The organism is Bartonella sp. bp_1 (genome assembly GCF_055808085.1).
The window spans coordinates 1,788,337-1,801,568 of the sequence record NZ_CM147851.1 but is presented as its reverse complement, the minus strand read 5'-3'; the positions used below and the strand labels follow the sequence as shown (position 1 = coordinate 1,801,568).

Genomic DNA, 13,232 nt, shown 5'->3' with positions numbered 1-13,232 from the left:
GGTTACTCCGCTGCATCAATAGTGTGTATGATCTCTCGGCTTTGAACACTGTGGGCATGATAATCTTTTTGCCATTTTGTCGGGCCGTTTGTACGAGAAACCTGTACCGCTGTTACTTTGTATTCAGGGCAGTTGGTTGCCCAGTCGGAATAGTCGGTGGTCACAACATTGACCTGATTGTCTGGAAAATGGAATGTTGTATATACAACCCCTGGAGATACCCGATCTGTTATGACAGCTGGCAATGTGGTTTCGCCTGTGCGGCTGGCAAGCTTAACCAGATCACCATCGACAATACCGCGTAATTCGGCATCATGGGGATGTATTTCCAAGACATCTTTGTCATAATAGGCAATATTATCTGTACGTCGGGTTTGAGCACCAACATTATATTGCGACAAGATGCGACCAGTGGTCATAAGCAGAGGAAAGCGAGCCCCGGTCTTTTCATCTGTGGCGATATATTCGGTACGTACAAAATGGCCTTTCCCGCGTACAAATCCATCAACATGCATGGTTGGTGTTCCTAAAGGTGCCTGATCATTACAAGGCCATTGTACCGAGCCTTGCTCTTCAAGAAGAGCATAGGATACACCAGCAAAACTTGGTGTCGTTGCTGCAATTTCATCCATAATTTGTGAAGGATGGGTATAGTTCCAGTCTAGATTGAAAGCCTTGGCAATCTGCTGGGTAACTTCCCAATCGGCATAGCCGGTTTTTGGACGCATCACTTTGCGTACGCGGTTGATGCGGCGTTCGGCATTGGTAAAGGTACCATCTTTTTCTAAAAAAGAAGAACCGGGAAGAAAAATATGGGCGTAGTTGGCTGTCTCGTTTAAGAACAGGTCTTGCACAACCACACATTCCATGGCTTTTAATCCGCTTGTTATATGACGGATATCCGGGTCGGATTGGACAATGTCTTCACCTTGGATATAGAGACCTTTGAATGTGCCCTCAATGGCTGCATCCAACATATTGGGAATACGGAGCCCCGGTTCGGCAGATAATTCTGTGCCCCATACTTTCTCGTAGAGGTGACGCGTTGCATTATCGGAGACATGGCGATAGCCGGGAAATTCATGCGGAAAAGATCCCATATCACAAGATCCCTGCACATTGTTTTGCCCACGCAATGGATTGACGCCTACGCCTGGCCGCCCGATATTTCCGGTTGCCATGGCGAGGTTGGCAATAGCAATAACAGTTGTCGAACCTTGGGAGTGTTCGGTAACGCCAAGACCGTAATAGATTGCTGCATTACCGCCAGTAGCATAGAGACGGGCTGCAGCATAAATAGTTTCAGCAGCAACACCGGAAAGCTTTTCAACAGCTTCAGGACTATAGCGTTCGTCACTGACAAACGCTACCCAATCCATGAATTCATCCCAGTCACAGCGCTCGCGGATAAAAGCCTCGTTATAGAGCCGCTCTTTGGCAATGACATGTCCCATAGCTGTAATGACAGCAACATTAGTGCCGGGTTTAAGCGGCAGATGATAGGCCGCATCGATATGCGGGCTTTTGACCAGATCAATACGACGTGGATCAAGGATAATGGCTTTTGCCCCTTCACGCAGGCGCCGTTTGATACGTGATCCGAAGACAGGGTGCGCATCCGTTGGATTGGCACCGATGATCATGATGACATCTGCTTTTTCAACTGAATCGAAATCTTGTGTTCCTGCTGAAGTACCGAAGGTGAGGTTCAGCCCATACCCGGTCGGTGAGTGGCAGACACGCGCACAGGTGTCGGTATTATTATTTCCAAAACCGGCACGGATGAGTTTTTGCACCAGATAGGTTTCTTCATTGGTACAGCGCGAAGATGTAATACCTCCTACCGCTTCCTTGCCATATTGATATTGGATGCGTCGAAATTCTGTCGCCATGTGATTTAAGGCTTCTTCCCAGCTGACTTCGCGCCATGGGTCGGTAATTTTTTCGCGGATCATTGGATTGATAATTCGATCCTTATGCATGGCATAACCCAAAGCAAATCGTCCTTTGATACAGGAATGACCGTGATTGGCTTTGCCATCCTTATAGGGAACCATACGGACGAGTTCTTCCCCACGCATTTCAGCCTTGAATGAACATCCCACGCCACAATAGGCGCAGGTTGTCACTTTGGAATGTTCCGGTTGGCCGATTTCGATAACACTGTTTTCTACAAGGGTGCCTGTCGGACATGCCTGGACGCATGCGCCACATGAAACACATTCCGATCCGAGAAAGCTTTCGTGTGCACTGGCAGAAACGCGTGAATCAAAACCGCGTCCTTCGATGGTCAGTGCAAAAGTGCCTTGTATTTCCTGACAAGCACGGACGCAACGTGAACAGACGATACATTTGCTGGGATCATAGGTAAAATAGGGGGCGGATTGATCTTTGGGCATGTAAAGAAAATTTTCTTCGCCTGTATTCCGATCTTTGGAAAATACATGATTGGCGCCGTCATATCCGTATCGCACATCACGCAATCCTACAGCGCCTGCCATATCCTGTAATTCACAGTCTCCATTGGCTGCGCAGGTTAGGCAATCAAGCGGATGGTCTGATATATAGAGTTCCATAACGCCTTTGCGCAGTTTTTTTAGCTGTTCTGTCTGAGTTGAAACTTGCAAACCTTCAGCGACAGGTGTCGTACAGGATGATGGTGTGCCGCGTCGCCCCTCGATTTCCACCAGACACAGACGACAGGAGCCATAAGCATCCAGTGTATCGGTTGCACAAAGTTTAGGAATTGTAATGCCGGCTTGCATTGCGGCATTCATGATTGAGGTTCCTTCGGGTACGCTCACTTGATGGCCATCAATGGTCAATGACACCAGCTTTTGCGATTTGATATGCGGTGTACCAAAATCGGTTTCTTTGATCAAAGACATGCCCTTCCTCCTTACCCTGCAGCTTCCGTTAAAGGATGCGGCTTTTAAAATCCCCACGAAAATGTCTGAGTGCGCTTGATACCGGATAGGGTGTAAAACCACCCAGTGCGCAAAGTGAGCCAAGTTTCATTGTCTCCCCCAGCTCTTCGAGAAGTTGCAATTGCAGATCCGGATCAATGCCGGCTTTTAATTTGTCAACGACTTCAACCCCACGCACAGCACCAATACGGCATGGTGTGCATTTGCCACATGATTCAGCGCTGCAGAACTCGAATGCAAAACGTGCCTGCTCCATCATATCGATGCTGTCATCAAAGACGACCAGACCCGCATGCCCAATCAGGCCATCTTGAGCAGCAAAGGCTTCATAATCAAATTGCGTATTGAAAAGAGTAGGGGGGAAATAGGCACCTAACGGTCCACCAACTTGCACAGCTTTGACTGGTTTTCCGGTTTTTGTACCACCACCGATTTCATTGACAATTTCGCCTAATGTCAGGCCAAAGGCGGTCTCGTAAAGTCCACCATATTTAACGTTGCCAGCAATTTGTATTGGAATGGTGCCACGTGAATGGCCCATTCCAAAATTACGATAATAGTCTGCCCCTTTATCCAGAATAATGGGGACCGTACAAAGTGAAATGACATTATTGATTACAGTTGGTTTGCCGAACAGGCCGTGATGGGCGGGAAGGGGTGGCTTGGCACGCACCACACCGCGGTTGCCTTCCAGACTTTCCAGTAAGGCTGTTTCCTCGCCACAGACATAGGCTCCAGCTCCTTTGCGGACTTCCAGATCAAAAGCATATTGAGATCCCATGATGGCCCGCCCTAGAATTTTATGCTTATAGGCTATTTCAATGGCCTTGGTCATGGTTTCAATGGCGTGAGGATATTCTGAACGTATGTAAATATAACCTTTGGTTGCTCCGACGGCGATGCCAGCTATAATCATACCTTCGATCATGACAAAGGGATCGCCTTCCATCAACATGCGGTCGGCAAAACTGCCTGAATCCCCTTCGTCAGCATTACAGACAATATATTTCTGTTGGGCTTGTGCCTCAAGTACGGTTTTCCATTTTATGCCTGTCGGAAAGCCAGCGCCGCCGCGCCCGCGCAAACCGGAATGAGTGACTATCTCAACGATATTTTCCGGTTTTTGGGTAAGGGCCGCTGCAAGTCCTTTCAATCCACGATGCTGTTTGTAGTCATCAAGTGATAAGGGATCGACGATGCCACAACGAGCAAAGGTTAGCCGAGTTTGGTCTTTAAGCCATTTAATGTCTTCTGTCTTTCCCAATGCGAGTGGGTGTTTATCGTTATTGAGAAAATCGTCGTCAAAAAGTGATGCAATATCTTCCGCATGGACAGGGCCGAATGCATAGCGTACGCCGTTACGTTCCACCTCGATCAATGGTTCGAGAAAAAACAATCCGCGCGAGCCGTTTCTCACTATAATGATATCAAGACCACGGCACTCAGCTTCTATTTGGATAGATTTGGTGATATCATCGCTACCGAGAGATAACGCCACAATATCCCGTGGAATATATATTTTATATGTCATAGCTGCACCTTCTCGATAGAGGCAGCCAGTGTCTCTTCATCAAGTTCGGATAATAGTTGTCCATCAAGCATAGCAGCCGGTGCATTGGCACAAAGCCCAAGACAGTAGACCGGTTCTAGCGTGAGCATATTATCTTTTGATGTTTCATGCCAATTGAGAGCCAGTCGTTTTTGTGCAGATTGCGCCAAGGTACGGCCGCCCATCGCTTGGCAGGCTTCGGCTCGGCAGATACGCAATATATGCTTTCCCGGTGGTTGGGTGCGAAAATCATGATAGAAGGATATAACCCCATGGACATCGGCTCGTGTAAGATTCAGACTTTTGGCGATCGTAGCAATAGCCTCTGACGGGATATATCCGTAAAAATCTTGAATCTCATGCAAGATAGGTAGTAATGAGCCTTCGCTATCCTGATGGCGAGTAAGAATGTTTTCTATAATCTCATTTCTGTCTTGCACGAGTTTCCTCCAACTATTGCAAACCCAATTTATGGTCTTTTATTTGGTTTCCATGTTATCATCTATTGTTGGCTAAGAGATTATTTTACTTATATTCTTGTTCAGAATGTAATTGTCTTTGTCTATACGAACTATTTCTACTGGCGAGCCAATAATAGAGTGGAGATGTTACAAGCATTCCAATCAACCATGATAAATCGGCACCATTAATATATTTGGAAATAGGCCCTACATACATCGGCGTATTCATGAAGGGTATTTGAACAATAATTCCAACAAAATAGGCAATGAGTGCGTGGGGATTGAAGTAGCCATAAACACCGCCATCAACGCGGAAGATTGAATCGATGTCATATTTACCTTTATGTATCAAATAGAAGTCAATGAGATTGATGGCTGTCCATGGCACTAACACAACAAGAAGAGCAAGAACTAAATCAATAAAATGGCTAATAAAATCTTTGGACGCGCCAATGGCAACAATGCTGCAGAATATAAAAAGAGTGATAGAGAGAAAGGCTCGGCTTTTCGCTGTAGGAATCCACCGCCAGACGAAGGTCTGTACCAATGTGATAATTGAAAGCACAGCACCATATAGGTTTAATGCATTATGGCTGATAACGCTGAGCAAAAAAAGCAGTAACATAAATGGTCCAATGGCGCCGGTTGCAAGATTGACGGCATCCATCGTATCGGTACCGATAGGGGTAGCAAGAACGGCGCATGCGCCGAAGATAAAGGCTATGCTTGATCCCAGTGTGGACCCTAAATATGTTGCCCAAAATGTTGATGCAACGGAAATATCGGCAGGTAAATATCGGGAATAATCCGAAACATAAGGGGCAAAGGCAATTTGCCAAAGCGCAGATAGTGAAACAGTTGCAAGCCATCCTGAAATATTAAATGAACCGCGTGTTAAAAAATCGGTAGAATGAAGATTTGTAAGAATAAAATAGAAGCCAAGCAATGTGCAGGTGCCTAATACCCATGCACCTATTCTGTTGAGTGCATGAATGAAGCGATAGCCTATTATTCCGATGATACCGGAGCCAATTGCTCCTATAATGATGCCTGCTGAAACAGGGATATCATTTACGATGCCGTGTAATGATTTACCCGCAAGAATAATATTTGAGGCAAAGAAACCGATATACATTACCCCTGCAATAATGACGACCAATAGTGCCCCGATTGAACCAAATTGGGCGCGACTTTGGATCATTTGAGGGATGCCCATTTGTGGTCCTTGTGCGGAATGCAAGGCCATGAGTGCACCACCGATCAGCTGCCCGACAAGAATGGCAACGACCCCCCACAAGAGATTGAGATGGAAAACCTGAACGCCTAACGCACCAGTTACAATAGGCAAGGGTGCGATATTTCCACCAAACCAAAGCGTGAATAGATCTCTGACTTTTCCATGTCTATCGGATTTTGGAATGTAGCCTATTGTATGTTTCTCAAATAGTGGAGACGATGAATTTTCCATAACGAGTTCCCTTATTTTCTGTGATTATCAAGAATATTTTTTAAATTATGTTTTTATTTATACTCTTGTTCAGAATGTAATTGTCTTTGTCTATACGAACTATTTCTACTGGCGAGCCAATAATAGAGTGGAGATGTTACAAGCATTCCAATCAGCCATGATAAATCGGCACCATCAATATATTTGGAAATAGGCCCTACATACATCGGCGTATTCATGAAGGGTATTTGAACAACAATTCCGATAAAATAGGCAATTATTGCCTGAGGGTTGAAATAACCATAAACACCGCCATCAACGCGGAAGATTGAATCGATGTCATATTTACCTTTGTGTATCAAATAGAAATCAATGAGATTGATGGCTGTCCATGGTATTAAGACAACCAGAAGAGCAAGGATTAAATTAATAAAATGTCCGATAAAATCGTCAGAAGCATTAATGGCAGTAATACTGCATAATGCGAGCAGAAAAATTGATAAAATTATGCGGCTTATTGAAGTAGGAATCCACCGCCAGGCGAAGGTCTGTACCAATGTGATAATTGCAAGTACTGAACCATATAGGTTTAATGCATTATTACTGATAACGCTGAGCAAAAAAATCAGCAACATAAATGGCCCAAGAGCACCGCTTGCAAGACTAACAGCCTCCATCGTATCGGTGCCTACCGGTGTGATTAGAACGGCCAACGCGCCGAAGATAAAGGCTATGCTTGATCCTAGTGTGGACCCTAAATATGTTGCCCAAAATGTTGATGCAACGGAAATATCGGCAGGCAAATACCGGGAGTAATCCGAAACATAAGGAGCATAAGCAATTTGCCAAAGCGCGGATAGTGAAACAGTTGCAAGCCATCCTGAAATATTAAATGAACCGCGTGTTAAAAAATCGGTAGAATGAAGATTTGTAAGAATAAAATAGAAGCCAAGCAATGTGCAGGTGCCTAATACCCATGCACCTATTCTGTTGAGTGCATGAATGAAGCGATAGCCTATTATTCCGATGATACCGGAGCCAATTGCTCCTATAATGATGCCTGCTGAAACAGGGATATCATTAACAATACCGTGTAATGATTTACCCGCAAGAATAATATTTGAGGCGAAGAAACCGATATACATTACCCCTGCAATAATGACGACCAATAGTGCCCCGATTGAACCAAATTGGGCGCGACTTTGGATCATTTGAGGGATGCCCATTTGTGGTCCTTGTGCGGAATGCAAGGCCATGAGTGCACCACCGATCAGCTGCCCGACAAGAATGGCAACGACCCCCCACAAGAGATTGAGATGGAAAACCTGAACGCCTAACGCACCAGTTACAATAGGCAAGGGTGCGATATTTACACCAAACCAAAGCGTGAATAGATCTCTGACTTTTCCATGTCGCTCAAAGGTTGGTATATAACCTATCGTGTGCTTTTCAACCAACGGGGGCGATGAATGGCTCATAATGTTTCCCTTATTATTTTTATACGATTAATCAGAGTAATCGGTTTAAATTATTGTTATTTATTTGTTTTTGTGTAGCAGTGCTTCAGGCGTAAAGATTCGCTCAATTTCGGCTTCGCTCATGAGGCCTTTTTCAAGCACAACTTCTTTGACGCTTTTTCCAGTAAGCCGGCATATTTTACTGACTTCATCGCCATTATGATGGCCAATATAAGGATTTAAAAGCGTAACAATCCCGATGGAATTCATCACGTAATCACGGCATATATTTTCGTTCGCTGTAATGCCTGTAATGCAATCAATTCTGAAGTTATCGATGGCATTTCTAAGAATATCCAGTGATTCAAATAATGCTTGGGCAATAACCGGTTCCATTACGTTAAGCTGGAGCTGTCCTGCTTCTGCGGCTAATGTAATGCACAAGTCATTCCCTATAACCTTGAAACAAACCTGATTGACAACTTCAGCAATGACAGGATTTACTTTTCCGGGCATGATGGATGACCCGGCTTGTTTTTGCGGAAGATTGATCTCATTAAGTCCGGCCCGTGGTCCAGAAGAAAGTAAGCGTAAATCGTTGCAAATTTTTGATAGCTTTACAGCCAATCGCTTTAACGTACTTTGCAGTAATACATAGGCGCCGCAATCAGAAGTCGCTTCGATTAGATCTTCAGGTGCCGAAACAGGAAGCCCTGTAATTTCATTGAGTGATTTTAATACTGTTTCTTGATAGTCAGGATGGGTATTGATACCGGTGCCAATTGCGGTAGCGCCCAAGTTCACTTCAAGCAAGAATTCTATTACATGTCGAATGAGTTTGGTTTCTTCCTTGATGGTTGCATGATACGCATAAAACTCTTGTCCCAATGTCATGGGGACGGCATCTTGAAGCTGGGTTCTCCCCATTTTCAATATATGATTGAATTCCGTTGCTTTTGTGAGAAAAGCTTCTTGCAGTAAATCCAAAGATTTCAATATCTGTTGTGTTTCAGTGTATAAAGCAAGCCTGAATCCGGTTGGATAAGCATCGTTCGTCGATTGGCTCATATTAACGTCATCATTGGGGTTGATGATATTATACTCGCCTTTTTGATGCCCCAAAAATTCCAATGCGATATTTGCTAAAACCTCATTGACATTCATATTGACCGACGTTCCCGCGCCACCTTGGAAAACATCAATTGGAAACTGGTCAAGATATTTATTGTTTTTGAGTATTTCATCGCAAGCGAAGTCAATAGCGGAATATATCTCATCCTTTAAAAGACCGAGTTTGTTATTGGCTTTTGCAGCCGCTTTTTTAACAATGACCATACCCTTGACGAAGCTAGGATAATCACCAATTTTCTGTTTGCTGATACGGAAATTTTCTATGGCTCTTATTGTGTGTATTCCATAGTAGCATTTTTCTGGAACTTCTCTCTTCCCAAGAAGATCTTCTTCTATTCGGCTATTAAGGTTCATGATTATTTTCCCCTTATTATTATATACTTTATTTTATTTGTTTGATGACATCCACTCGCACAAATTCTTAAGCATAAATGTACATTTATCAAGTTGTTCAATGCTCACAAATTCGTCAGGTTTATGTCCCTGTTCCATGCTGCCTGGTCCGCAAATTAATGTGGCGATCCCTGCTTCGTCAAAAAGTCCGCCTTCTGTACCAAATGAAACCGTTGAAAAGCTGTTGCTGTTTGTCCATTGCGATAGCCATGTTGCAAATTCGGATTGCGTGTCTGTTAATAGACCCGGATACTGAGATAAAGGTGTAAAGGTGATCTGACTTTGGGTAGAAGTTTTATGCATTTCAGGCATAAGTTCTTGTTGTGCATATATTTGAATGGCAGAAAGTGTCTCATTGACAGATACAGTTGGCAAATAACGGATTTCAAAGTCGAATTGACAGTCCTGAGGTACGATATTAAGGGCTGATCCGCCTTGAATAACACCAACTTGCAAAGTGCTGAATGGTGGATCGAAGCGTTGATCTTCTATTGTAGCAAGCTTTTTTCCCAGCGTAGATATTTCTTGTACGATCCGTGATGCATATTCAATTGCATTGACGCCCATCGGGGCATAAGCGGAGTGACAGGCGTGACCATGAACATGACAACGCATTGCCACTTTTCCTTTGTGTCCATATACGGGACGCATTTCTGTCGGCTCTCCGACAATGCACATTGCAGGTTTTTCGGGGGAAGCGTTGAGATAGTTGATAAGACTATGCACGCCTAGACAGCCAACTTCTTCATCATATGAAAAAGCAAGGTGGAGCGGCATCCGTAATTGTCGTTGAAGAAAATCTGGAAGACTAGCCAATACGCAGGCTATGAAACCCTTCATGTCAGCGGCGCCTCGCCCGTAATAACGTTCATCCTTTTGTGTGAGTTTAAAAGGGGGAAAAGACCATTCCTGTCCGTCAACAGGTACAACATCTGTGTGGCCTGAAAGCATGACGCCGCCATTTCCTGACGGCCCAAGGCGCGCAAGAAGATTTGCTTTGCTTTGTTGCTCGTTAAATATTATCTGGCTATCTAATCCTAAATCTTTCAAATAATCTTTTATATAATGGATCAGCTCTAGGTTTGATTCACGACTCGTCGTGTTAAACGAAAGTAACTTTGCCAGTATATCTTTGCGAAGATTATTCATCGCCAGGTACACCGTAGCTTGGTGCTTCGCTTGGATTTAAGGCGCGGGTAATATAGGCCTGCATTTCAGGCTCATAACTGATCCATAGTTTTTCAAGTTCATCGATTGGATCTTGGGAAGCCCAGTCAACGCGAAGGTCAACAATCGGCCATGAATGCTTACCGACGACCTTTACAGCGGCTGAATGAACGGGGCCTGCTTCTCCCCCTGCCTGTAGCCCAGCTTTTAATCCATGGATCAATCGCTTGGAAAGCTCACCTGTCGATGCTTCAAATGCCTCAACCATCTTTTGTGTTATAGTTTTGGATATTAGCATATTGCCTGCGGCGATACAGTTCTTCCCTTCCGATACATTGAAGGTTCCTAAAGTTTTTTCGCCATTAAAAAAAGCTGTTTTGCCGGTAGAATCAATGAGAGCGACTTGTCGATATTGACTATATTTATCTGTTGCGAGCGCTTCTTTTAAAGCCTCTTGAGGAGATTTTCCCTTGCCAAGTTGTTCCAGTGCAATCTGGCCAAGCGAAGGCAACGTTATGTTTTGGCTTGACACAGCGCCGACACCAGCAAGCAGCCAAGGACAGCGCGCGCCCACTGCGATGCTTGAGGATGATAGTGCAATACCAAGCTGCCCTGTATCAGGGCAGCGAGCTGTTAAAGAAAACGTCATGATGTCCTCACTGTTATTTTTTAGTGTCCTGATCGTCTGGAACGACAGCTATAACATCAATTTCCATAAGCCATTCAGGCTGGGCCAAAGCAGAAACAACAATGCCTGTTGAAATTGGAAAAACGCCTTTTAGCCATTTGCCAACTTCGCGATAAACCGGTTCACGATAACGTGGATCGATAATGTAAGTTGTTGTCTTAACAATGTGGCTAAGGTCGCTTCCGGCTTCTTCCAGCAATTGTTTGACATTTTTCATGGCTTGTTCTGCTTGAGCCTGAGGATTGCCTAGGCCCACTAAATTTCCTTCAAAATCGGTGCCAACCTGTCCGCGAACATATATTGTGTTGCCTGCACGAACAGCTTGACACAAATCATTGTCAAGAGATTGGTTGGGATAGGTCTTTTTGGTATTAAACATACGAATACGAGTATGAGTAGGCATTTTTTATATCCTAAATGTTTATGATCAAGATGCTTTGATTATGCGGGATCGGATTTTGATGAATACAGCGAATATTTACGCTGTGTCGCGATATGATCCGCAATATGTTTCGCGTCATGCCATACGCCCCAGATAAAGGTTGATCCGCGACGTGAAAGCCATGGCAGCCCAACAAAATAGATGCCCGGTTCTTTAGAGACACCACGCTGATGCTGCGGGCGATTATTGGCATCGAAAGCATCTACATGCAGCCAGCTATAATCCTGTATATAGCCTGTAGCCCAGATGATTGTTGTAATTCCTGCCTCAGCCAGATCTAACGACAGAATTGGATGCGTCATGCAGTCTGGATCGGGTAGGAATTTCCGCGCTTCTTTTTCTTCCGGTAGATTTAGATTGTTGCGTTTAATGTATTCATCAGCTGCATCCAGTAGCGAAAGATAATTTTCATCACCACCACGGATATTGTCGCTCAAATCATTCTTGAAATTGATTTTTCCGTCTTTAAATGAATCTGTACGACCGACAAGAGTGATCCCTTGTTGTGCCAGTTCTCGGAAATCAACGGTCTTGCCACCATGTGCGCCGCTGACAGCAATTGTAACATGCTCTTTGCCTGGTTCGCTTGAGGCCATATCCCACAGACCCAATACACCGAGCCACCAGACGAAATCACGATTGCGATAGCTGCGGGGTGGGCGATCATGAGGCCCGACAGAAAGATAAACTTTTTTACCAGCACGTTGCAGTTCATCTGCAATTTGAACACCGGAAGAACCGGCACCTACTATCAGTACAGCACCATCAGGGAGCTGTTCTGGATTGAAGTATTGCGCTGAGTGAATTTGTTGAACAGCTGTGTCGGATGGTACAATGGGAGGAATGACAGGAACCTGGAAAGGACCAGTTGCAGCAACAACGTGCATTGCATCAATAACGCCATCGGTTGTTTCTACGGTAAAGCCTGCTTCGCCTTCTTTTCTTACAACACGTTTAACCTCTACCCCGGTGCGGATCGGGGCTGAAATCTTTTTGGCGTATGCTTCCATATAGCCAGCCACATCATCCTTGGTGACAAAGGCATCCGGGTCATAGCCATCAAATTCTAGTCCAGGAAAACGATCATGCCATGCCGGACCATTTGCAACCAACGAATCCCACCGTCCAGTCCGCCAACCTTCGGCAATACGTTTTTTCTCAAGGATAAGGTGGGGAATATTGTGATTTCCCAGATGTTCGCTCATGGCAATACCGGCTTGTCCGCCACCAACGACTAGAGTATCTATGACTGTTTTTTTGGTCGACATGATTTATCCCTCTAATATTATTGATTAATTTTGCCTTTAGGCAGATTAGGCAAGAGGATTATTTATTTTTTACATTCGGTAAATTATGATTATATTTTTTTTTGCTTATGTTTTTTCTATATTAGGTTTTGCGTAAATTTTATTCACGCATACATATTCATCGCGCGTCAATATTCATACAATATGTAGCAAAGTTAAAAACTATGCTATGTTTAGTTTTTTTATAATTTCGTTCGTTTTTTTGTAAAAATATAATTACCGACAGTCACAAATATAAGTGATGCTTATAAATGAGGTGGAAC

At 44.2% G+C, this 13,232-nt stretch carries 10 protein-coding genes; all 10 read right to left on the bottom strand.

What is annotated here, in order from left to right:
• Window positions 1-2: 2 nt before the first annotated feature.
• On the bottom strand, window positions 3-2,888 hold the full coding sequence (gene fdhF / locus ACYZ97_RS08935) for a formate dehydrogenase subunit alpha (RefSeq protein ID WP_473298233.1): 2,886 nt from the start codon (window positions 2,886-2,888) through the stop codon (window positions 3-5).
• A 28-nt stretch (window positions 2,889-2,916) separates the two neighbouring features.
• The gene (locus ACYZ97_RS08930; RefSeq protein ID WP_473298232.1) at window positions 2,917-4,458 is read right to left on the bottom strand and encodes a formate dehydrogenase beta subunit; all 1,542 of its coding nucleotides are present in this window, start codon (window positions 4,456-4,458) and stop codon (window positions 2,917-2,919) included.
• Window positions 4,455-4,916: a formate dehydrogenase subunit gamma gene (locus ACYZ97_RS08925; protein WP_473298231.1), complete on the bottom strand. Its 462-nt coding sequence runs from the start codon at window positions 4,914-4,916 to the stop codon at window positions 4,455-4,457. The genes ACYZ97_RS08930 and ACYZ97_RS08925 overlap by 4 nt, the downstream gene beginning before the upstream one ends.
• Before the next feature lie 85 nt (window positions 4,917-5,001).
• Window positions 5,002-6,405 carry a purine-cytosine permease family protein gene (locus ACYZ97_RS08920; protein WP_473298230.1) on the bottom strand — a complete coding sequence of 468 codons (1,404 nt, stop codon included), beginning with the start codon at window positions 6,403-6,405 and terminating at the stop codon, window positions 5,002-5,004.
• A 53-nt stretch (window positions 6,406-6,458) separates the two neighbouring features.
• A complete protein-coding gene (locus ACYZ97_RS08915; protein WP_473298229.1) occupies window positions 6,459-7,862 on the bottom strand; it encodes a purine-cytosine permease family protein in 1,404 nt (467 codons plus the stop codon).
• A gap of 60 nt (window positions 7,863-7,922) precedes the next feature.
• Entirely contained in the window at window positions 7,923-9,326 is a 1,404-nt protein-coding gene (gene aspA, locus ACYZ97_RS08910; RefSeq protein WP_473298228.1) for an aspartate ammonia-lyase, read from the bottom strand.
• Window positions 9,327-9,359: 33 nt separating this feature from the next.
• On the bottom strand, window positions 9,360-10,514 hold the full coding sequence (argE, locus tag ACYZ97_RS08905) for an acetylornithine deacetylase (protein ID WP_473298226.1): 1,155 nt from the start codon (window positions 10,512-10,514) through the stop codon (window positions 9,360-9,362).
• Complete coding sequence (locus ACYZ97_RS08900) at window positions 10,507-11,181, bottom strand: DUF1028 domain-containing protein (RefSeq protein WP_473298224.1); 675 nt, start codon at window positions 11,179-11,181, stop codon at window positions 10,507-10,509. The genes argE and ACYZ97_RS08900 overlap by 8 nt, the downstream gene beginning before the upstream one ends.
• Window positions 11,182-11,194: 13 nt before the next feature.
• Window positions 11,195-11,623 (bottom strand): RidA family protein, encoded by a 429-nt coding sequence (locus ACYZ97_RS08895; protein WP_473298223.1) that lies wholly within the window; start codon window positions 11,621-11,623, stop codon window positions 11,195-11,197.
• 38 nt (window positions 11,624-11,661) lie between these two features.
• Complete coding sequence (locus ACYZ97_RS08890) at window positions 11,662-12,930, bottom strand: flavin-containing monooxygenase (protein WP_473298222.1); 1,269 nt, start codon at window positions 12,928-12,930, stop codon at window positions 11,662-11,664.
• Window positions 12,931-13,232 lie beyond the last annotated feature (302 nt).

What these genes read in the sequence shown, in the direction of transcription:
- ACYZ97_RS08920 (WP_473298230.1), bottom strand. Translation starts at nt 6,405, where the DNA reads ATGGAAAATTCATCGTCTCCACTATTTGAGAAACATACAATAGGCTAC.
- ACYZ97_RS08900 (WP_473298224.1), bottom strand. Translation starts at nt 11,181, where the DNA reads ATGACGTTTTCTTTAACAGCTCGCTGCCCTGATACAGGGCAGCTTGGT.
- argE (WP_473298226.1), bottom strand. Translation starts at nt 10,514, where the DNA reads ATGAATAATCTTCGCAAAGATATACTGGCAAAGTTACTTTCGTTTAAC.
- ACYZ97_RS08895 (WP_473298223.1), bottom strand. Translation starts at nt 11,623, where the DNA reads ATGCCTACTCATACTCGTATTCGTATGTTTAATACCAAAAAGACCTAT.
- fdhF (WP_473298233.1), bottom strand. Translation starts at nt 2,888, where the DNA reads ATGTCTTTGATCAAAGAAACCGATTTTGGTACACCGCATATCAAATCG.
- ACYZ97_RS08930 (WP_473298232.1), bottom strand. Translation starts at nt 4,458, where the DNA reads ATGACATATAAAATATATATTCCACGGGATATTGTGGCGTTATCTCTC.
- ACYZ97_RS08890 (WP_473298222.1), bottom strand. Translation starts at nt 12,930, where the DNA reads ATGTCGACCAAAAAAACAGTCATAGATACTCTAGTCGTTGGTGGCGGA.
- aspA (WP_473298228.1), bottom strand. Translation starts at nt 9,326, where the DNA reads ATGAACCTTAATAGCCGAATAGAAGAAGATCTTCTTGGGAAGAGAGAA.
- ACYZ97_RS08915 (WP_473298229.1), bottom strand. Translation starts at nt 7,862, where the DNA reads ATGAGCCATTCATCGCCCCCGTTGGTTGAAAAGCACACGATAGGTTAT.